20 protein-coding genes are annotated in these 20,182 nt (G+C 67.1%); 15 read left to right on the forward strand and 5 right to left on the reverse strand.

What is annotated here, in order from left to right; translation table 11 throughout:
* The first annotated feature begins 53 nt into the window (after nucleotides 1-53).
* The 5 genes from sseA to ACJASC_RS02075 all read left to right on the forward strand — a co-directional run bounded on the left by sseA (nucleotide 54) and on the right by ACJASC_RS02075 (nucleotide 4,672).
* On the forward strand, nucleotides 54-935 hold the full coding sequence (gene sseA, locus ACJASC_RS02055) for a 3-mercaptopyruvate sulfurtransferase (protein ID WP_415143139.1): 882 nt from the start codon (nucleotides 54-56) through the stop codon (nucleotides 933-935).
* A 2-nt stretch (nucleotides 936-937) separates the two neighbouring features.
* On the forward strand, nucleotides 938-2,122 hold the full coding sequence (locus ACJASC_RS02060) for an amino acid aminotransferase (protein WP_415143141.1): 1,185 nt from the start codon (nucleotides 938-940) through the stop codon (nucleotides 2,120-2,122).
* Nucleotides 2,123-2,329: 207 nt separating this feature from the next.
* Nucleotides 2,330-3,145 carry a hypothetical protein gene (locus tag ACJASC_RS02065; RefSeq protein WP_415143143.1) on the forward strand — a complete coding sequence of 272 codons (816 nt, stop codon included), beginning with the start codon at nucleotides 2,330-2,332 and terminating at the stop codon, nucleotides 3,143-3,145.
* Nucleotides 3,142-3,579: a phage holin family protein gene (locus tag ACJASC_RS02070; protein WP_021694290.1), complete on the forward strand. Its 438-nt coding sequence runs from the start codon at nucleotides 3,142-3,144 to the stop codon at nucleotides 3,577-3,579. Before ACJASC_RS02065 ends, ACJASC_RS02070 begins: the two co-directional genes overlap by 4 nt.
* Nucleotides 3,572-4,672, forward strand: a complete 1,101-nt coding sequence (locus ACJASC_RS02075) for a DUF3618 domain-containing protein (protein ID WP_415143145.1) — start codon at nucleotides 3,572-3,574, stop codon at nucleotides 4,670-4,672. The genes ACJASC_RS02070 and ACJASC_RS02075 overlap by 8 nt, the downstream gene beginning before the upstream one ends.
* A gap of 106 nt (nucleotides 4,673-4,778) precedes the next feature.
* On the opposite strand, the gene amt is transcribed toward ACJASC_RS02075, so the two are convergent.
* Nucleotides 4,779-6,158 carry an ammonium transporter gene (gene amt / locus ACJASC_RS02080; RefSeq protein WP_415143147.1) on the reverse strand — a complete coding sequence of 460 codons (1,380 nt, stop codon included), beginning with the start codon at nucleotides 6,156-6,158 and terminating at the stop codon, nucleotides 4,779-4,781.
* A gap of 27 nt (nucleotides 6,159-6,185) precedes the next feature.
* Nucleotides 6,186-6,524 (reverse strand): P-II family nitrogen regulator, encoded by a 339-nt coding sequence (locus ACJASC_RS02085; RefSeq protein WP_021694293.1) that lies wholly within the window; start codon nucleotides 6,522-6,524, stop codon nucleotides 6,186-6,188.
* A 299-nt stretch (nucleotides 6,525-6,823) separates the two neighbouring features.
* Here ACJASC_RS02085 and ACJASC_RS02090 point away from each other — a divergent pair, with 299 nt between their 5' ends.
* The gene (locus ACJASC_RS02090) at nucleotides 6,824-9,172 is read left to right on the forward strand and encodes a transglycosylase domain-containing protein (RefSeq protein ID WP_415143149.1); all 2,349 of its coding nucleotides are present in this window, start codon (nucleotides 6,824-6,826) and stop codon (nucleotides 9,170-9,172) included.
* 43 nt (nucleotides 9,173-9,215) lie between these two features.
* Here the strand turns inward: ACJASC_RS02090 and ACJASC_RS02095 are convergent, their stop codons facing one another.
* Nucleotides 9,216-9,857, reverse strand: coding sequence for a hypothetical protein (locus ACJASC_RS02095; RefSeq protein WP_415143151.1), 642 nt, complete (start codon nucleotides 9,855-9,857; stop codon nucleotides 9,216-9,218).
* A 177-nt stretch (nucleotides 9,858-10,034) separates the two neighbouring features.
* Between ACJASC_RS02095 and ACJASC_RS02100 the strand changes: the two genes are divergently transcribed.
* The 7 genes from ACJASC_RS02100 to ACJASC_RS02130 all read left to right on the forward strand — a co-directional run bounded on the left by ACJASC_RS02100 (nucleotide 10,035) and on the right by ACJASC_RS02130 (nucleotide 16,814).
* On the forward strand, nucleotides 10,035-11,774 hold the full coding sequence (locus ACJASC_RS02100; RefSeq protein WP_045320034.1) for a type I secretion system permease/ATPase: 1,740 nt from the start codon (nucleotides 10,035-10,037) through the stop codon (nucleotides 11,772-11,774).
* Nucleotides 11,771-13,093, forward strand: a complete 1,323-nt coding sequence (locus ACJASC_RS02105; RefSeq protein ID WP_021694297.1) for an HlyD family type I secretion periplasmic adaptor subunit — start codon at nucleotides 11,771-11,773, stop codon at nucleotides 13,091-13,093. The genes ACJASC_RS02100 and ACJASC_RS02105 overlap by 4 nt, the downstream gene beginning before the upstream one ends.
* Nucleotides 13,094-13,165: 72 nt before the next feature.
* Nucleotides 13,166-13,636 carry a RidA family protein gene (locus ACJASC_RS02110; protein ID WP_021694298.1) on the forward strand — a complete coding sequence of 157 codons (471 nt, stop codon included), beginning with the start codon at nucleotides 13,166-13,168 and terminating at the stop codon, nucleotides 13,634-13,636.
* A complete protein-coding gene (locus tag ACJASC_RS02115; RefSeq protein WP_415143154.1) occupies nucleotides 13,633-14,409 on the forward strand; it encodes a glycerophosphodiester phosphodiesterase family protein in 777 nt (258 codons plus the stop codon). Before ACJASC_RS02110 ends, ACJASC_RS02115 begins: the two co-directional genes overlap by 4 nt.
* Before the next feature lie 31 nt (nucleotides 14,410-14,440).
* Nucleotides 14,441-15,643: a GNAT family N-acetyltransferase gene (locus ACJASC_RS02120; protein ID WP_081698556.1), complete on the forward strand. Its 1,203-nt coding sequence runs from the start codon at nucleotides 14,441-14,443 to the stop codon at nucleotides 15,641-15,643.
* Nucleotides 15,640-15,927, forward strand: a complete 288-nt coding sequence (locus ACJASC_RS02125) for a 4a-hydroxytetrahydrobiopterin dehydratase (protein ID WP_415143157.1) — start codon at nucleotides 15,640-15,642, stop codon at nucleotides 15,925-15,927. The genes ACJASC_RS02120 and ACJASC_RS02125 overlap by 4 nt, the downstream gene beginning before the upstream one ends.
* Entirely contained in the window at nucleotides 15,927-16,814 is an 888-nt protein-coding gene (locus ACJASC_RS02130; protein WP_415143159.1) for a mechanosensitive ion channel family protein, read from the forward strand. Before ACJASC_RS02125 ends, ACJASC_RS02130 begins: the two co-directional genes overlap by 1 nt.
* Before the next feature lie 49 nt (nucleotides 16,815-16,863).
* On the opposite strand, the gene ACJASC_RS02135 is transcribed toward ACJASC_RS02130, so the two are convergent.
* On the reverse strand, nucleotides 16,864-17,352 hold the full coding sequence (locus ACJASC_RS02135) for a peroxiredoxin (RefSeq protein ID WP_415143161.1): 489 nt from the start codon (nucleotides 17,350-17,352) through the stop codon (nucleotides 16,864-16,866).
* Nucleotides 17,353-17,439: 87 nt separating this feature from the next.
* On the opposite strand from ACJASC_RS02135, the gene ACJASC_RS02140 reads away from it, so the two are divergent.
* Both ACJASC_RS02140 and rsmD read left to right on the forward strand, forming a co-directional pair.
* Nucleotides 17,440-18,651, forward strand: a complete 1,212-nt coding sequence (locus tag ACJASC_RS02140; protein WP_415143163.1) for an NAD(P)/FAD-dependent oxidoreductase — start codon at nucleotides 17,440-17,442, stop codon at nucleotides 18,649-18,651.
* Nucleotides 18,648-19,208, forward strand: a complete 561-nt coding sequence (gene rsmD / locus ACJASC_RS02145; RefSeq protein WP_021694304.1) for a 16S rRNA (guanine(966)-N(2))-methyltransferase RsmD — start codon at nucleotides 18,648-18,650, stop codon at nucleotides 19,206-19,208. The genes ACJASC_RS02140 and rsmD overlap by 4 nt, the downstream gene beginning before the upstream one ends.
* Before the next feature lie 3 nt (nucleotides 19,209-19,211).
* Here the strand turns inward: rsmD and map are convergent, their stop codons facing one another.
* On the reverse strand, nucleotides 19,212-20,045 hold the full coding sequence (gene map, locus ACJASC_RS02150; protein WP_045320035.1) for a type I methionyl aminopeptidase: 834 nt from the start codon (nucleotides 20,043-20,045) through the stop codon (nucleotides 19,212-19,214).
* Between the last annotated feature and the right edge of the window lie 137 nt (nucleotides 20,046-20,182).

Consider the following 20,182-nt stretch of genomic DNA (forward strand, 5'->3'; position numbering starts at 1 on the left):
AGCCGCATCACGGGTCTACTCCTCCGCGCGACGGAACCGACCCGAGGTCACGCATGCCTGAGTTCGCCGACGATCCCCGCACGCTCGTCTCCACCCGCTGGCTGGCCGAGCGTCTCAAGGATCCCGACCTGCGGATTCTCGACGCCTCGTGGTACCTTCCCGACACCGGGCGCGACGGGCGCGCCGAATACGAGGCCGCGCATATTCCCGGCGCCCGCTTCTTCGACATCGACGACATTTCCGATCACCGCAGCGGCCTGCCCCACATGGCGCCGCCGCCGGAAAAATTCGTCTCGCGGCTGCGGGCCATGGGCGTGGGCGACGGGCACCGGATCGTGATCTATGATGGCGCGGGGCTGTTCTCGGCTGCCCGCGTGCGCTGGCTGTTCAGGCTGATGGGCAAGGAGGAGGTCGCGGTTCTCGACGGCGGCCTGCCCAAATGGCGCGCCGAGGGGCGGCCCCTGACCGCCGAGGCCACGCCGCTGCGCGACCGGCACCTCACCGTGACCCCGCGCCGCGACATGGCGGTGGACGCCACCGAGGTGGCCCGCGCCGTGAAGCTCGGCACCCATGCGATCGTCGATGCCCGCGCCACCGCCCGCTTCGAGGGCGGCGCGCCCGAGCCGCGCGCCGGGCTGCGCTCGGGGCATGTCCCCGGATCGCGCAACCTGTTCTTTCGCGACCTACTGCGCCCCGACGGCACGATGCGGGACGAGGCGGGCATCCGCGCCGCCTTCGCAGGCGCAGGCGTCGATCTGGACCGTCCCGTGATCACCACCTGCGGTTCGGGCGTGACGGCGGCGGTGCTGTCGCTGGCGCTCGAACGCATCGGCAAGACCGACCACCAGCTCTATGATGGCTCCTGGTCCGAATGGGGCATGTTCCCCGACCTGCCGGTGGAAACCGGCCCCGCCAAAGACAACCTCGAAGGATAGACATGTTCGAGCATCTGACCGACCAGCCGGCCGACAAGATCCTGGCGCTGATGAGCGCCTACAAGGCCGATCCGCGCGACACCAAGATCGACCTCGGCGTCGGCGTCTACAAGGACGCGAACGGCCGCACCCCCATCATGCGCGCGGTCAAGGCCGCCGAGAGGCGGCTGCTCGAGACCGAGGACACCAAGAGCTACACCGCGCTCGCCGGTGATCCGGCCTTCGCCGACGCGATGATCGATCTGGTGCTGGCCGACACGCTGCCGCGCGACCGCATCGCCGCCGTCGCCACGCCCGGCGGCACCGGCGCGGTGCGGCAGGCCTTCGAGATGATCGGCATGGCCGCGCCCGAGGCGACGATCTGGGTGTCGGACCCGACCTGGCCGAACCACCTGTCGATCCTCAAGCATCTCGACGCGAAGACCCGCAGCTACCGCTATTTCGACAGCGAGACCCGTTCGGTCGACATGGCCGGGATGATGGCCGACCTCGCCGAGGCGCAGCCCGGCGACGTGGTACTTCTGCATGGCTGCTGTCACAACCCGACTGGCGCCAACCCCACCCCCGAGGAGTGGGACGAGATCGCCGCCACGCTCAAGGCGCGCCATCTCGTGCCGATGGTCGACCTCGCCTATCAGGGCTTCGGCGACGGCCTCGACGCCGACGCGGCGGCCACCCGGCTGATCGCGGGCGCGCTCGACGAGGTGATCATCGCCGCGAGCTGCTCGAAGAACTTCGGCATCTACCGCGAGCGCACCGGCATCCTCATGGCGATCGGCCGCGACGTGCCACAGACTCGCACGCTGCAGGGCACGCTGGCCTATCTGAACCGGCAGAACTACTCCTTCCCGCCCGACCACGGCGCGCGCGTCGTCTCGACCATCCTCACCGACGCGGAACTGCGCGCCGACTGGCAGGCCGAGCTGGAGGAGGTCCGCACCGGGATGCTGCGCCTGCGCGAGGCGCTCGCGGCCGAGCTTAGGCGGCTGTCGAACTCGGATCGCTTCGATTTCATTGCCCAGCATCGCGGCATGTTCTCGCGCCTCGGCGCCTCGCCCGAACAGGTGGCCAAGCTGCGCGACGACAACGGCATCTACATGGTCGGCGACAGCCGCATGAACATCGCCGGTCTCAATGATCGCACCATCCCGATCCTCGCGCAGGCGATCGTCGACGCGGGCGTCTGACCCCCTCCCGATCCCGAGCTTGCGAACGCCGCCCCTCCCTAGGGGGCGGCGTTTTGCGTTCCGGCTCGCCGAACAGCCGATTCGAGCCTGAATCGCACGCTTGTCACGATTGCGCGAAACTTTTGCTCGGCTCTGTTGGTTCTGCCAGCGAAACGGGCCTGACGCACCGCGTCACGCAGCCCGTGACAGCAAACCAAGGAGGTCGACATGGCCAGCACTGGCGAGACGATGGACCAGAAGGCAAAACGGGCTGCCGAAGACGCCAAGAGCGGCGCGGCCGAATTCGCCGAAACCGCCCGGGAACGGGCCCGGGAAATGGCCGATGAGGCCAAGACACGCGCCTACGAGTATGGTCGCGATTACAAGGACGATGCCGCGAACGAGACCTCGAAGATCGCGAACGCCCTGCGCAAGGCGGCGGACGATCTGCATGACGGCTCGCCCCAAGAGCGGGTCTTTGCCAAGCTCGCCGACACCGTGGCCGACACCGCCGACGGCATGCGGGACATGGAACTCGACGAGATGGCCTATGCCGTCAACGATTTCGCCCGCCGCAATTCGGCCGCCTTCCTCGGCGGTGCCGCGCTGCTCGGCTTTGTCGCGGCGCGCTTCATGAAGGCTTCGGCCCGTCATGATGACAAGCGGACGGGTGGCTATGGCCAAGGCGCCTATGGGCAAAGCGGTCGCACCTCCCCTGACATGACGCCTAACGATTACGACGAGGAAGACCGCATGTCGCGCCCCGTGCCGACGTCCTCCCCCACGAGCAGCGCGGCCCCGCGTCCGGCTCCGACGACCACGACGCAGCCCACCTCGCGCCCTGCCACCACCGGCGCGACCACCGGCACCAGCACGGCGGTGGGCTCCACCGGTTCGATGGGCTCGACCGGCACCGCAGGCTCGACCAGCTCGATGGGTTCGACCGGCTCCAGCTCTTCGGTCGGCGGCATCGACAAGCCTGATGAAAAGCCCGAAATCCCCGGCGCACCGCAGCCCGGCACAACGGGAGCCGTGAAAAAATGACCTATACCGATCCGCATCATGACCCCGCCCCCGGGACCACGACCCGGGTCGAGAGCAAGAGCACGAGTTCGCTGCTGTCCGAGGCGCTCAACCATGTGAGCGGCCTCGTGCGCAAGGAGGTCGACCTCGCCCGCGCAGAAATGTCGCGCGCGGTGAGCCGCGCCGGGATGGGCATCGGCCTCATCGTCGCCGCGGTGATCCTGAGCCTTACCGCGCTCAACGTGCTCGCAACCGCCTTCGTCGCATGGCTCGCGGAAACCGGCATCGGGCCGGGCCTGTCCGCCCTCATCGTCGGTCTGGTGATCCTCGTGATTGCCGCGATCCTCGTGAAGGTCGGCCTCAACCGCGTCAAAGCCGTGACAAACGCACCAAAGCGCAGCGCCGAAAGCATCCGCAAGGACGCCGCTGCCGTCAAAGGAGCCATCAATGACTGACCAGACCCGTTCCCCCGAAGAGATCGAACGCGAGATCGCGACCGAGCGCTCGGAACTGCAACGCACGATCGACGACCTGCAGGAGCGCCTGTCGTTCGACGGGATCATGCGTTCGGTCACCGACAGCGTGAGCGACAACGCCTCCGATATCGGTCGCACCATCTCGGACACCGTGCAGCGCAACCCCGTGCCGATCGCGCTGGTGGGCGCGGGCCTTGCATGGCTCGCCGTCTCCAACGCCCGGAGCGGCCAGGATGACGAGCGTTATGCCGGTGAGGTCGATTACCGCGGCCAGCGCGACTATGCTCGCTCGGGCCGTCTTGGCGCCGATCCCTACCTGTCGCGCAAGTACGGCACTGACAAGATGGACGAGCCGCGCGGCCCGGTCGCCACACCCGAGGATCACGGCGATTCGCCGTGGAACGAGACCCGCAGCCGCGGCGGTGCCCTGCGTGACCGCATGAGCGGTGCCATGGGTGGTGCCAAGGGCAAGTTCACCGAGTATCGCGACCGTGCCCGCACCCGCGGCGCTGCCGCCGGGGCCTCCGCCCGCAGCCTGCGCGACCGTATTTCCGACGGCACGCATGGCATGTCCGACGAGGCCAAGAAGCGCGTGATCTCCGCTCGCACCCGCGCCTACGAGGCGCAGGTCAAAGCCGAGTTCTACGCTCGCAAGGGTCGTGACAGCGCCGCCGGCCTCTATGAGCAGCAGCCGCTTCTGGGCGGCCTGCTGGCAATGGCAGCCGGTGCCGCCGTCGCCGCGATGCTGCCGCGCACCCAGCGCGAGGACGAAGCGTTCGGTGCCTATCGCGATGACCTGATGGACGAGGCACGGCACGTCTACGAGGAGGAGCGTGCGCGTCTGACCGACGTCGCCCGTGCCACCGCCGAAGATGCCCGCGAGCAGGCCCAAGGCCTTGCCCGTGCCGTGCAGGACGACCTCAAGGACGCCGCGACCGACGTGCAGGGCCGGGCCCGCGAGGCCGCCGAGCACGTGGCCGACACCGCGAAGTCCGAGGCCCAGAAGAAGGACCTCGGGGCCACCGCGCAGGACGAGGCCGACAAGGCCAAGCAGAAGGCCGGCGGTCACTGATCGCAGGCTCTCCTGCCAAAACGAAAAGGCGCCCCGAGGGGCGCCTTTTCTTGTTTCATGCCCCGGACGCCGTGGCGTCCGGGGCTGTCACCCTTGCTGGGGGAGGTCAGCTCGGGGTGAAGTCGGGATAGGCTTCCATGCCCAGCTCGGCCATGTCGAGGCCGGTAATTTCGGCTTCCTCATCGACCCGGATGCCCATGACCGCCTTGAGCACCAGCCAGACCACGAGGCTCACCACGAAGGTGAAGAGGCCGACGATGACGATCGGGACGATCTGGCCCGCAAGGGTCGCGTCGGGGTTGGTGAACAGCACCGCGATGGTGCCCCAGATGCCGCAGAACAGGTGCACCGGGATCGCGCCGACCACGTCGTCGATCTTCATCCGGTCGAGCATCGGCACCGCGAAGACCACGATCACGCCGCCGATCATGCCGATCAGGGTCGCTCCGCCCAAGGTCGGGGTCAGCGGCTCGGCGGTGATCGAGACGAGGCCCGCCAGAGCACCGTTGAGCACCATGGTCAGATCGGGCTTCTTGTAGAGAATCTGCGTCAGGATCAGTGCGCCGATCGCGCCACCGGCCGCAGCGGCGTTCGTGTTGGCGAAGATCCGACCGATATCGGCCACGTCGCCCACGGTGCCCATGGCAAGCTGCGAGGCGCCATTGAAGCCGAACCAACCCATCCACAGGATGAAGGTGCCCAAGGTGGCCAGCGTCAGATTCGAGCCGGGCATCGGGATGGTGCGGCCATCCCTGTATTTGCCGATCCGGCTGCCCAGCACCAGCGCGCCTGCCAGTGCGGCCCATCCGCCGACCGAATGCACCACCGTCGAGCCGGCGAAGTCGAGAAAACCCCACTGGCTGTCGAGGAAGCCGCCGCCCCATTTCCAGCTCGCCTGGATCGGGTAGATCAAACCGGTCAGCAGGATGGTGAAGATCAGGAAGGGCCAGAGCTTGATCCGCTCGGCCAGAGCGCCCGAGACGATCGAGGCGGTGGTCGCAGCGAACATCAGCTGGAAGAAGAAATCGCCCGAGGTCGAGGCATAGCCGTAATCATCCGCCCCGTCCCGGCCGATGCCGACCGCTTCGAGCACGGCAACGCCGAAGGCGCCGAGATAGCCGCCCGTCTCGTCCGAGCCCATCGACCAGTTGCCCAGCGGGTACATCAGGTTGTAGCCGATCAGGTAGTACATGATCGCGGCAAAGGAGAAGAGCGCCACGTTCTTCATGCACTGCATGGCGACGTTCTTGGAACGCACGAGGCCCGCTTCGAGCATCGCGAAGCCCGCCGCCATCCAGAACACGAGAAAGCCGCCGATCAGGAACAGCAGCGAGTTGAAGATGAAGGCAGTGTCGGTCGCCGCGGCGATGCCCGCCTCGATCGCGGCGGGCTCGGCGGCCTCGGTCGCCTCCTGCGCGAAGGCCGGTCCGGCCATCAGGCAGGCGAGCGGCAGCAGCCCGCGAAACGGGGTTTTCCAGTTTATCATGTCATCAGGTCTCCTGGGGAGGAACGCTCAGAGCGCGTCGTCGTCGGTTTCGCCGGTGCGCACGCGCAGCGCGCTCTCGACATCGAGCACGAAGATCTTGCCATCGCCGATCTTGTCGGTGCGGGCGGTCTTGGCGATCGTCGCCACCACCTGTTCCGCGAGGCCCTCGGGCACCACGATCTCGAGTTTGACCTTCGGCACGAAGTTCACGGCATATTCCGCGCCGCGATAGATCTCGGTGTGGCCGGACTGAGAGCCGAAGCCCTTGATCTCGGTCACCATCATGCCACGCACGCCCTGGGAGGTGAGCGCTTCGCGCACCTCCTCGAGCTTGAACGGCTTGATCGTTGCGATGATGAGTTTCACGTCGGTCCCCTTGTGGCGTCTCTAGTGGCGTCTCGCGTGGCGTTTCGGTGACGCCCTGTCGCATGGCCCCGGTGGGCCGTGACTGGCCTCAAAAAGACGGGTTCCGACGGGGCGGGCAAGCGGCAGGCAGGATGCGACCTGCCTTGAGCCGGGCATGATGCACAATTTTTGCACAGATGCCTGCCTTCGCCTAAAAAATATGCGGCATAAAAAAGCCGACAGCGCAAATCCCCCCCGCTCAACATCCCGCTGCGATGCGGCTATGGTGGCCGCCAACCATAACGAACAGGCACCGGCAGATGAGCGCGAGCAATGGCAGAAAGCCGACCCTAACCGCAGAGCGGCGCTATGCCACCGGCAAGTCCGGGGCAGGCAAGGGGGGCGGCACCGGCGACGGTGGCACCGGCAAGGGACGCAAACCGGCCAAGCCCGCGACGTCCCGCCGCCGCGCCGCGCGTCCTGCCAAGCGCACCGCGCCGCGCGGCCCCGTGGGCTATCTCGCGGCTCTGGTGAGCGGTCTGATACGGTTCGTGGTTCGGGTGATCTGGGGCGTCGGCTGGCGCATGGCCTTCGCGCTGGCGCTCGTCGTCGGACTGGGCGTCGCCTATTACGCGGCGCAATTGCCGCCCGTCGCTGATCTGGTCGATGGCCGGGCGCGTGGCTCGGTGACGCTTCTGGATCGCGACGGCGCGACCTTCGCATGGCGCGGCGACCAGTTCGGCGGCATGGTCACCGCCGACACGATCTCGCCCTATCTGCGCAACGCCGTCGTCGCCACCGAGGACCGCCGCTTCTGGTGGCATCCGGGCGTCGACCCGCAGGGCGTGGCCTCGGCTGTGCGCATCAACCTCTCCGAGGGGCGCGGGCCGCTGTCGGGCAACGGGGGCTCGACCATCACCCAGCAGACCGCGAAGCTTCTGTGTCTCGGCAAGCCCTTCGACGCATCGGCCTGGAAGAACGAGAGCGAATACGAGGCCGACTGCCGCCGCACCACGCTGTGGCGCAAGGTGCAGGAAGCGGTCTACGCGATGGCGATGGAAGCGCGCTACACCAAGGACGAGATCCTTACCATCTATATCAACCGCGCCTATCTCGGCGCCGGCACGCGCGGCTTCGAAGCCGCGTCGCAGCGCTATTTCGGCAAGCCTGCGGCGCAGGTGAACCCCGCGGAGGCGGCAATGCTGGCGGGTCTTCTGAAAGCCCCCACCACCTATGCACCGACCAACAACCTCGGCCGCAGCCAGGACCGGGCCTCCGTCATCGTCGGGCTGATGCGGGAACAGGGCTATCTCAGCGACGCGGAGGCCGAGGCCGCCCGCACGAGCCCGGCCGTTCTGTCGCCCACCGCCCAGCAGGATCAGGGCGGTTATTTCGCTGATTGGGTGATGGATACCGGACCCGAGTTCTTCACACGCGACACCACCGAGGACGTGGTGATTCGCACCACGCTCGACCCGCGCATCCAGACGGCGACGGAAAAGGCGCTTCTGCAGGTCTTCGAAGAGCGGGTCGCCCCGGGTTCCGAGGCTCAGGCCGCGATCGTGGTGATGAGCGCGGACGGCGCGGTACGCGCCATGGTCGGCGGGCGCAACGTCTCCGTCTCCGGTGCCTTCAACCGCGCCACCCAGGCGCTGCGCCAGACCGGCTCGTCTTTCAAGCCGTTCATCTACGCCGCGGCCCTCGATCTCGGGATGCAGCCTTTCGATTTCGTCGATGACAGCCCGCTGACCATGAACATCCCCGGTTCGGGGGCGTGGTCGCCCGAGAACTACGACCGCAAGTATGACGGCATGGTCACGCTGACCGAGGCACTGGCCGAAAGCCGCAACATCCCGGCGGTGAAGGTCTCCGAACAGGTCGGTCGTGAGAACGTGCGCACCGTGGCGGCGATGTTCGGCATCGACAGCGACCTCGCCGCCGGGCCCGCGCTGGCGCTGGGCGTATCTGAGAGCACGCTTCTGGAGATGACCGGCGCCTATGCGGGCATCCTCAACGGCGGTTCTTCGGTGACGCCCTATGGCCTCGTGGAGCTCAAGCTCAAGGGCGACGACACGCCGCTGATGGGCACGGGGGGCGGCATCGGCGAACGGGTGATCAGCCAGGACGCCGCCGAAAAACTCACTTGGATGATGAGCCGCGTCGTAGCCGAGGGCACGGGCAGCCGCGCCCAGATTGACGGCTGGGAGGTGGCGGGCAAGACCGGCACCACGCAGGGCGCGCGCGACGCGTGGTTCGTGGGATTTGCGGGCGACTACGTCGCCGGCGTCTGGATGGGCTATGACGACAACCGGCCGCTTTCGGGCGTCACCGGTGGCGGGCTCCCCGCCACGATCTGGCGCGAGGCCATGGTGCGCGTGCTTGAAGGCCAGCCGGTCAAACCGCTGCCGATGCGGGTGCCCGAACAGATCCAGCCGCAGGCCATCGCCGGAGCCGATTCGCAAGACATGTCGCCCTCCGGCGGGCAAGCGAGCGACCCCGAGACCGACCGGCTCCTGCGCGAGATGCTGGGCGCGCCTCAGCCTGCGCAATCGGCCGAAGCACCTGCTCCGGCACCGGCACCGGCACCCGATCAGGCGCCCGCAGGTAACGACCGCGAGCGGCTCATCCTCGACGTGCTGACCAATATTCTCGGCGGTGTCACGAACTGATGCGTCACGGGGCCCGGTTCGGTCCGCTGGGCTCCTTCCGAGATCAGCCCGCGTCGCCTGGATCCCTGATCTGCGCGGCGGTGCCGCCCCGCGCCTCGCCCGGGTCGTCGTTCTTTCGAGGACCGGATGACGGGTTCGGGGTAGGAGCGTCATCGGGCTCGACCGCGAAGGGCGGCAGGACGCCGGGGAGGGTGATGCCGGGCAACGTGACGACGGGCAATTCGACCCATGGCAGCACGACGCGGGACGGCGGCAGCCCGGTCGCATCTTCTTCAAGCTCCAAGGCGGCACCCGCCCCGGCCTCGTCCGGCACCTCGCTTTCGTCGCCCGCCTCGCAACGGGCATAGCGAAATGCGTAGCCGTTCCAGAGCATGATCAGCCCATCATCCTGCGCCGCCTTCATCAGCAGGGCGCGCTCGGTCCAGCGCGTGTCCCCGGCGCTGCATTCCATCGTGTAGAGCGTGGCATCCATGTCGACGACATCGACGGGCCGCGTCATCCGGCATTCGCTGCCCACGCCCTGAAACAACCCTTCTTCGATCCGCAGAGCCCCGCCCTCTTCCCCGACACGCGCGCAATCGGCGTCGCCGCTGCTGCGATAGAGACCGTCATAGGGCGCGGCCGCAACGCTCCCCGCAAGCAGGAAGATGCCGGCAGCCCCCACGCTCCGGCTGGTGATATTCATGTTTCGCAAAGTCATCTGTATGAGACTAGGCGCAATCAACGACAGGTCCAGATTTCCGAGGCCACATTCACGGAACAACCGAAGCACGCCGCTACACAGAAGGCAGGCTTTGCTCTAAGCAGTATCCATGCCGGGTAACCGATCTCTGGGCCCGCTTCGATACGAATGGGACATGACATGACACGTGACGCGGCCACCATTGGCGCGGCCGAACTCCGCGAGGCCCGCAATCAGAGCAGATGGCTGTTCTGGGCGGTCGCCCTCTTCAGCCTGATGGTCAACCTCCTGATGTTGACCGGCCCGCTCTACATGATGAACGTCTATGACCGAGTTCTGGGGTCGCGCTCGATCGCGACCCTGGTGGCGCTATCGGTGCTGGTCGCCTTTCTCTATGCGATGATGGGCCTTCTGGACATGGTGCGCGGCCGGGTGATGAACCGGGTCGCGGCCCGGTTTCAGGCCCGTCTCGACAAAAGGGTCTTTGCCGCGGCATTGCGCGCAAGCTCGGGCCAGAAGGCGCGTGCCGAGGCCGCCACCGCGCAGCGCGACCTTGAATCCGTTCAGCGGCTCATCGGCTCGCCGGTCCTGATGGCAAGCTTCGACCTGCCCTTCGCGCCGCTGTTCTTCTTCGGCATCTTCCTGTTCCACCCGATGCTGGGCGTTCTCGGTCTGGCCGGTGCGCTGATATTGGTCATTCTTGCGCTGGCCAACCAGCTGATGACGCGCAAGCAGCTTGAGGAGTCGAACTCCAGCACCTTCCGCTCCGAGCAGCTTGGCACGCAGATCCGGCAGGATTCGGACATGGTGCAGGCGCTTGGCATGCGCGGCGCCGCCTTTGGTCGCTGGAACGAGGCGCGTTCGCTCTCGCTGGCCGCGTCGATCGGCGCCACCGACACGGGCGGCGGGTTCTCGGCCGTCATCAAGGCGTTCCGCCTGTTGCTGCAATCGGCGATGCTGGGTCTTGGCGCCTATCTCGTGCTGCAGGGCGTGATGTCGCCCGGCGCGATGATCGCGGGTTCGATCCTGCTGGGCCGCGCTCTGGCACCGATCGAGATGATCGTGAACCAGTGGCCTTCGTTCCAGCGCGCCCGCGAGGGCTGGGGCCGGCTGGCGGTACTCCTGGGCGAAATCCGCCCAGAAGAAACCCGCACCACCCTGCCCCGCCCCAAGGCGCGGCTGTCGTGCGAACAGGTCACCGTTCTGCCGCCGGGCGAGAATCAGGCCGCGCTGCGCATGATGAGCTTTCGGGTCGAGCCAGGTCAGGCGGTCGGCGTGATCGGCCCTTCGGGGGCCGGCAAATCGACGCTGGCGCGCGCCCTGACCGGGTTGTGGCGCCCCGCGGCGGGCAAGATCCGTCTCGATGGCGCCAGCCTCGACCAGTACGATCCCGACGTGCTGGGCAGCTATATCGGCTACCTGCCGCAGCAGGTCACGCTGTTCGACGGCACCATCAAGGAAAACATTGCCCGGATGTCGCTCTCTCCCGACGATACGGAGGTGGTGCGCGCCGCGCAGGCCGCCGCTGCCCATGACATGATCCTCAAGCTGCCCGAGGGCTACGATACGCGGGTCTCCTCCAAGGGCGGCCGGCTCTCCGGTGGGCAGATCCAACGGATCGGCCTCGCGCGCGCGCTCTATGGCGATCCGGTGTTCCTCGTGCTCGACGAGCCCAATTCAAACCTCGACAATGCCGGCTCCACCGCCCTCAACCAGGCGATTCGGGATGCCAAGGCCAGCGGGAAATGCGTGTTGATCATGGCCCACCGCCCAGCCGCCATCGCGGAATGCGACCATATCCTGATGATTGAGGATGGTGGGCGCCGTGCCTTTGGACCCAAGGACGAGGTCTTGCGCGAAACGGTGCAGAACCATCGCGAAATCGCCGCCTCGGTCCATAAAGGTGGGGGCGTGTCATGATGCGCGCCCCCATCTCTCCCGAAAACGCACCCAGCGCATGGTCGGCCGCCCGGCCCTTGATCTTGGGCTTTCTGGCGCTGGCCGTGCTGCTGGGCGGCTTCGGTACTTGGGCCACGATGAGCCAGATCTCAGGTGCCGTTGTTGCCTCGGGCCAGGTCGAGGTCGACCAGAACCGGCAGATCGTCCAGCACCCTGACGGCGGCGTCGTCTCGGAGATTCTCGTCGACGAAGGCGATGAGGTCGAGGCAGGCCAGCTGTTGATCCGGCTTGAAGCCGAACAGCTTCAATCCGAACTCGCGGTGGTGGAAGGACAGCTTCTCGAAGTGCTCTCGCGCCGGGCCCGGCTCGAAGCCGAGCGCGACGATTCGGAACGCCTCGAGTTCGACGACCTTCTGCTCGAGACGGAAAATCCGATCGCGCCCGAACTGATGGAGGGGCAAAGACGCCTTCAGGAGGCCAGGATCGAAAGCGAGAACCGGCAGGCCGAGCAGCTGACCCGCCAGCGCGAGCAGATCAGTGATCAGATCCTCGGCATTGAATCGCAGGAGACCGCCGCCGCCCGGCAACTCGAACTCATCGAGAGCGAGCTGGGAAGCCAGCAGTCGCTGCTCGACCGGGGCCTCGCCCAGGCGACGCGGGTGCTGACCCTTCAGCGCGAGCAGGCCGATCTGCTGGGTCGTCAAGGTGAACTCAAGGCCTCCAAGGCGCAGGCGGGGGGCCGCATCTCCGAAATCGAGATCGAGATCCTCAAGCTCGCCTCGACCCGGCGGCAGGAGGCAATCAGCCAGCTGCGCGACCTGCAGTTCAACGAGATCGAGCTGTCGAACCGTCGCCGCTCCCTGCTCACCCAGCTCGACCGGCTCGACATCCGTGCTCCGGTCGGCGGCATCGTCTACGGGCTGACGGTCTTCACCCCGCGCTCCGTGATCCGCCCTGCGGACCCGGTGCTCTACATCGTGCCGCAGGACCGGCCCCTGGTGATCACGACGCAGGTGCAGCCGACGGATATCGACCTGCTGCATCTGGGTCAGGAAGTGATCCTGCGCCTGCCCGCCTTCGATCAGCGGCGCACGCCGGAGCTGACCGGCGAGGTGATGCAGATCTCGGCCGACGCCTTTCAGGACGAACGCCAGCCGATCTCCTACTACCGCGTCGAAATCCGGCTGAGCGAGGGCGAGATCGACAAGCTGCCGGAGGACATGACGTTGATCCCCGGCATGCCGGTCGAATCCTATATCCGCACCACCGACCGCACGCCGCTGGCCTATTTCGTCAAGCCGCTCTCCGACTACTTCGCCCGCGCCTTCCGCGAGGGTTGAGTCAGCCGGGCGTTGTCCCCCTGCCCGGCGCGGGCTAGCTTGCGCCGGGACACTTTCACGGGGAACAACGACATGATCGACGCCGCACGCATCGAGACCACTCTGGCCGACATGGGGCTGTCGCTGCCCGAAGCGCCGAAGCCGGCCGCCAATTACGAGCCCTTCGTGATCCATGACGGGCTGCTCTACGTCTCGGGCCAGATCTCCGCCGGGCCGGATGGCCTCATCACCGGCCGTCTGGGCGAGGACATGGCCACCGAGGCCGGGGCGGACGCCGCCCGCGCCTGCGCGCTGAGCCTGCTGGCGCAAGCCCGTGCCGCCTGTGACGGCGACCTTGGCCGCATCACGCGGCTGGTCAAGCTCACGGGTTTCGTCGCCTCGACGCCCGGCTTCACCGAACAGCCCAAGGTCATCAACGGCGCCTCTGACCTGATGGTCGAACTTTTGGGCGACGCGGGACGGCACGCGCGTTCCGCCGTGGGCGTGGCGGCCCTGCCTCTGGGCGTCGCGGTCGAGATCGAAGCCATCTTCGCGATCGCATGAGCCGCAGCGCCCCTGCCCTGCCCGCCGCCTTCCTCGACCGGCCCATCGCCCACCGCGCCTTTCACGGCGCGGGTCGGCCCGAGAACTCGCTCTCGGCGGTGCGCGCCGCCGTCGAGGCGGGCTTCGGCATCGAGATCGACGTGCGCGCCTCACATGATGGCGAGGCCATGGTGATCCATGATCCGGGGCTGGAGCGGCTGACGCGGGAGCGCGGCCTCGTCTCGAGCCGCGACGCGGAGACGCTGCGCGCGATCCCGCTGATCGGCAGCGCCGACACCATCCCGACCTTGCGCGATGTGCTCGATCTCGTTGCGGGCCGCGCGCCGTTGCTGATCGAGATCAAGGATCACGACTACACCCTCGGCCCCAATGTCGGCGTGGTCGAGCCGGCGGTGGTGCGCGCGATCGAGGGCTATGACGGGCCGGTCGCGGTGATGTCGTTCAACCCGCATTCCGTCTCCGAGATGGCCCGCCTCGCGCCCGATCTGCCGCGCGGCCTCGTCACCTGCGGCTTCGATCCCGAGGATTGGCCCGACCTTTCCGCACGCGTCGCAGCCCGACTGCGCGAGATCCCCGATTATGACAATCTCGGCGCCAGCTTCATCAGCCACGAGGCGCGCGACCTCGACCGCACCCGCGTCGCGGATCTCAAGGCGCTCGGCGCCAAAGTGATGTGCTGGACCATCACCTCCCCCGAGCAGGAGGCCGAAGCGCGGCGCCTTGCCGACAACGTGACCTTCGAAGGCTACCTTCCCGGCCCGCCCCCCGCTTGACCCCGCGCCGCGGGGGGCCAACTCTGCGCCCATGAGCCAGACAGACACGGACCCCGCGGCGGTGGTCGAGATCACCGCCCATGACAACCTGCGCGACATCCCCGCCCCCGAGTGGGATGGCTGCGCCTGCCCCGAGGCAGCCGAGGGCCGCCCGAGCGACCCCTTCACAACGCATCGCTTCCTCTCGGCACTGGAAGACAGCGGCTCGGTTGGACCCGGCACCGGCTGGCAGCCGCATTACCTCGCCGCCCGGCGTGACGGCGCGCTGATCGCCTGCGCGCCGCTCTATGCCAAGGGCCACAGCCAAGGCGAATACGTCTTCGACCACGCCTGGGCCGATGCCTATGAGCGCGCGGGCGGGGCCTATTACCCCAAGCTGCAGATCGCCGTGCCCTTCACGCCGGTCACCGGGCGGCGCTTTCTCGCCAAGCCGGGCCACGAGGCCGAGGGCATGGCGGCTCTGATGCAGGGCGCGGTACAGCTTGCGGCGAATAACGGCCTGTCGTCGCTGCACGCCACCTTCTGCGCGCAGGACGAGGCGGTGGCCGGAGAGCAGATGGGGCTGATGCGCCGCACTGGCCAGCAGTTTCATTGGATCGACGAGGGCTATGGAAACTTCGACGGTTTTCTCGCGGCCCTCTCCTCGCGCAAGCGCAAGACCATCCGAAAGGAGCGGGAGGGCGCGCGCGCTTCGGGTCTGCGCATCGAGCACCTGACCGGCGACGATCTGAAACCGCACCACTGGGACGCGGTCTGGGCCTTCTATCAGGACACCGGACGCCGCAAATGGGGCTCGCCCTATCTCAGCCGCGCTTTTTTCGAGATCGCGCAGGAGACGTTGCGCGACGACATGCTGCTGATCCTCGCGTCAGATGGCGATCGGCCCGTGGCCGGCGCGCTGAACCTTATCGGGCGTGATACGCTCTATGGCCGCTATTGGGGCGCGCTGGAACATCATCCGTTCCTGCATTTCGAGCTGTGCTACTATCAGGCAATCGACTGGGCGCTGGCGCATGGGCTGCCCCGCGTCGAGGCGGGCGCACAGGGTGAACACAAGCTGGCGCGCGGCTACCTGCCGGTGGCGACGCACTCGTTGCACTGGATCGCGGAGCCGGGCTTTCGCGACGCGGTGGCGCGCTATCTCGATGCCGAGCGCGTGGCGGTGGACGAGGAAATCGAGGTGCTGACGGGCTATGGCCCGTTCCGGCGCACGCGCATGGAGGATCAGGAATGACCGAGACGCTCGACGAGGCGGGGCGCAAGACCCTCAAGGCCGCCGGATGGAAAACTGAAGCCGACCGCGACGCAGTGACCAAAATCTTTCGATTTTCAAATTTTGTTGATGCTTTCGGCTTCATGACACGCTGCGCGTTTTGGGCCGAGAAGTTGAATCACCACCCCGAATGGTCCAACAGCTACCGGACCGTGACCGTCACGCTCACCACCCACGACGCGGACGGACTGACGGAACTCGACGCGAAGCTCGCGTCGAAGATGGACAAGCTGGCGGAGGCCTGATGCAAGACGTTCTCAATACCGAGCTTTGGTCGGGCACCTCGCTCGGCGACCTGCTGACCCTCGAATTCCTGACCGCGATCCTCGGCGGCACGATCAGCGCGATCTTCGTGCTGACGGCGGGCTTCATCATCGCGGGCTGGTTCTCGCGGCGGATCAAGGGGCTGGCCTCGCGTCACTCGCGGCTCGACCAGACGCTGTTCGACTTCCTCTCCAACATCGTCTGGTACGCCGTCGTCGCCTTCTCGGTGCTGATCGTGCTCAACACGCTCGGGGTGCGGACCACCTCCGTGGTCGCGGTCATCGGTGCCGCCGGTCTGGCCGTCGGCCTCGCGCTTCAGGGCACGCTGTCGAACGTGGCGGCGGGCGTGATGATCGTGTTGTTCCGGCCCTTCAAGCTTGGCGATTTCGTGGTGATCAACGGCCAGATGGGCACGGTGAAGTCGATCTCGCTTAACTACATCGAGCTGGCCGACCTGCAGAACCTGCAGATCATCGTCCCCAACAGCCAGGTCTGGGGCAACACCATCGTCAGCTACTCGGCCAACCCGACGCGGCGCGTGCAATGGGTGTTCGGGGTCTCCTACGGATCGAACCTCGCGCAGGCCGAGAAGGTCATCATGGACACCATCATGTCGGACCCGCGCGCCATGAAGGACCCCGAGCCCTTCATCCAGGTGAGCAATCTGGGCGATTACTCGGTCGATTTCACGGTGCGCGTCTGGTGCGAAAACTCGGACGCATGGGGCTTTCAGACCGACTGCACCCGTCGGGTCAAGGAGGCGCTGGACGAAGCCGGGATCGAGATCCCCTTCCCGACCCGGACCCTCTACGCCAACAAGCTGGCCGGCGAGGACGAAGACCGCGAGACGCGCCACGCCGCCGAGTGAGCCCATCGCCAGGGCGAAGAGGGACATGCGCCCCCTTTCGCCCTCTCGCTCAGAGCGCTGCGACCATGCTCGCCCCGCCCGAGATGTCGCAGGTCCCGGTCCCTTCCTCGGGGTTCCAGACCTTCACCACCCCGTCCTCGGCCATCAGCGCGAAGCGCTTGCAGCGCCGGATGAAGCCGCGATCGGGGTTCGAGAACTCCATGCCGATGGCCGTGGTGAACACGCTGGAGGTGTCGCCCAGCATGGTGATCCCGGCCTCGGTCGCACCGGTCGCCTCGCCCCAGGCCTTCATCACGAAGGGGTCGTTGACCGACAGGCAGATCACCTCGTTCACGCCTTTGGCCCTCAGGTCGTCTATCGCGCGGATGAAGCTCGGCACATGCGCGGTCGAACAGGTGCCCGTATAGGCCCCGGGCAGGCCGAAGATCACCACGCGGCGGCCCTCGAGCATCTCGCCCAGCGCCACCTTTTCCGGGCCATCGGCCCCCATCCGTAGCAGATCCGCCTCCGGCAGCCTGTCTCCAACAGTGATCGTCATGCTTTGCGGCCCTTTCGCGATTGCGGTCGATGGCAGGGGATATAGTCTGCCGCGCGCAGCCGGGCCACTGAAACCAAGGAGACGCACATGTCCCATTTCGTCGTGATCGGGGCCGGACAGGCCGGATCGTCGCTCGTGGCCAAGCTGCGGGCCGAGGCGTTCGAGGGGCGCATCACCCTGATCGGGGCCGAAACCGCCCCGCCCTACCAGCGCCCGCCCCTGTCCAAGGCCTACCTTCTGGGCGAGATGGAGAAGGCGCGCCTCTTCCTGCGACCCGAGGCATGGTACGGCGAGCACGACATCGACCTGCGCCTCGGGGTCACGGCAGATGCGCTCGACAAGGGGGCGAAGACCGTGACGCTCTCGGATGGCGAGACCCTGGCCTATGACCGGCTCGCGCTGTGCACCGGGGCGCATCCGCGCCGCCTGCCCGCCGCGATCGGTGGCGATCTTGCGGGCGTGTTCACCATGCGCGACCTCGCCGATGCCGACACACTCGCCCCTGAAATGGTCGAGGGGCGCCGCCTTCTGGTGGTCGGCGGCGGCTATATCGGGCTGGAGGCGGCGGCGGTGGCCGCCAAGCGAGGACTGCAGGTCACGGTGGTCGAACAGGCCGAGCGCATCCTGCAGCGCGTCGCCGCCCCCGAAACCTCGGCTTTCTTTCGCGACCTGCACCGCCGCCACGGCGTCGAGATCCGTGAGGGTGTCGGGTTGGACCGGCTGTTGGGCGAGAGCCGCGTCACAGGCGCGCGGCTGTCGGACGGCACCGAGATCGCGTGCGACTTCGCCATCGTCGGGGTCGGCGTCGCACCCGGCACGGGCCTTGCCGAACCCGCGGGCCTCGCCCTCGACAATGGCATCCGCTGCGACATCCATTGCCGCACCTCGGACGAGAGCATCTGGGCTGCGGGCGACTGTGCCTCGCTCCTCTGGACCGACATGCGCATCCGGCTCGAAAGCGTCGGCAACGCCATCGACATGGCCGAGAATGCCGCGCTCAACATGCTGGGGCGGGGCGTCGAATATCGCCCCCGTCCTTGGTTCTGGTCGGACCAGTTCGACACCAAGCTTCAGATCGCGGGCCTCAACGCGGGCTGGGACGCGGTGCATGTCCGCCCCGGGACTGGCCCGGAGCAGCAATCACATTGGTACTACCGGGGCGACAAGCTGATCGCAGTCGACGCGATGAACGACAGCCGCGCCTACATGGTCGGCAAGCGGCTGATCGAAGCGGGAAAATCGCCCGATCCCGCGCGCGCCAGCGACCCGACCACCGAACTCAAGGCGCTGCTGGCATGAGGATCATCGCGGGCGCGCATCGCGGCCTCGCCCTCGCCGCCGTGGGAAAGGGCGACGCGGGCGCGCATCTGCGCCCCACGGCCGACCGCGTGCGCGAGAGCCTGTTCAACGCGCTGGCGGGCGGGCGCTACGGCGACCCGATCAATGGCGCGCGCGTGCTCGATCTCTTTGCCGGGACCGGCGCGCTGGGGCTGGAGGCGCTGTCGCGCGGGGCCTCCCATGTTATCTTCGTCGATGATGGGCGGGTGGCCGGACGGCTGATCAGCGAGAACGTGGTAAAGTTGCGCGCCGAAGCCAGCACGACGCATCTCAAATGCGACGCGACCCGCCTGCCCGCCTGCGAGGCGCCCGCGGCCCTCGTCTTTCTCGACCCGCCCTATGGCAAGGGGCTCGGTGCACGGGCCCTCGCCTCGGCCGTCGCAGGGGGCTGGATCGCGCCCGGCGCGCTGATCGTCTGGGAGGAAAGCGCGCCGCAGCCCGCGCCCGAAGGGTTCACCCCCCTTGATACGCGCCACTACGGCGACACCCATGTCACATTTCTGGAACGCGACGGCTAAGGCTCAGATATCCCAAGTGGGATAAAATCGCTCGGCGGGCGAGATGGTGAAGATCTCATTGCCCTGCGCAGTGATCCCGATCGTGTGCTCGAACTGTGCCGAGAGCGACTTGTCACGTGTCACGGCGGTCCAGTCGTCGCCCAGCACCTTGGTTTCGGGGCGGCCCAGATTCACCATCGGTTCGATGGTGAAAAACATCCCCTCCTCCAGCACCGGCCCGGTGCCGGGTCGGCCGTAATGCAGCACGTTGGGCGGGGCGTGGAATACCCTTCCAATGCCATGGCCGCAGAAATCGCGCACCACCGACATGCGATTCTCCTCGACATAGCTCTGGATCGCATGGCCGATGTCGCCGAAGGTGTTGCCCGGCCGTGCGACCTCGATCCCCTTCATCAGCGCGTCATGCGTCACTTGGATCAGCCGCTCGGCCTTGCGGCCGAGCTTGCCGGCCACGTACATCCGGCTGGTGTCGCCATAAAATCCATCGACGATGACGGTGACGTCGACATTGAGGATGTCGCCGTCCTTCAGCTTCTTGTCGCCGGGAATCCCGTGGCAGACCACATGGTTGACCGAAATACAGCTCGCGTGCTGGTAGCCCTTGTAACCGATGGTCGCGCTCTTGGCGTTGGCCTGATCGATCAGATCGGTGATCACGCGGTCGATCTCGGAAGTGCGCTGACCCACCACGACATGTTCGGCGATGTCGTCGAGGATCGTGGCCGCAAGGCGACCGGCGCGGTTCATTCCCCCGAAATCCTCGAGATCGTGGATGCGGATGCCATCACGGGTCAGGCGGCCCTTGCGTTCGTCGGCGGCGGTCTCGTCCAAAGTCATCACCTCTATCCCTTTCATCCTGAAATAGGTCGTATGGCGGGCGGAATCCACCCGCCCGCGTGGAAATGGATGCCGCCCCGGCCTATACCTTAAGCAGACAGGCGCAGCCCGCCCCCATGACCGAATGGACGACCGAG

The sequence above is a fragment of the Limimaricola cinnabarinus genome, from assembly GCF_047631075.1.
Classification (GTDB): Bacteria; Pseudomonadota; Alphaproteobacteria; order Rhodobacterales; family Rhodobacteraceae; genus Limimaricola; species Limimaricola cinnabarinus.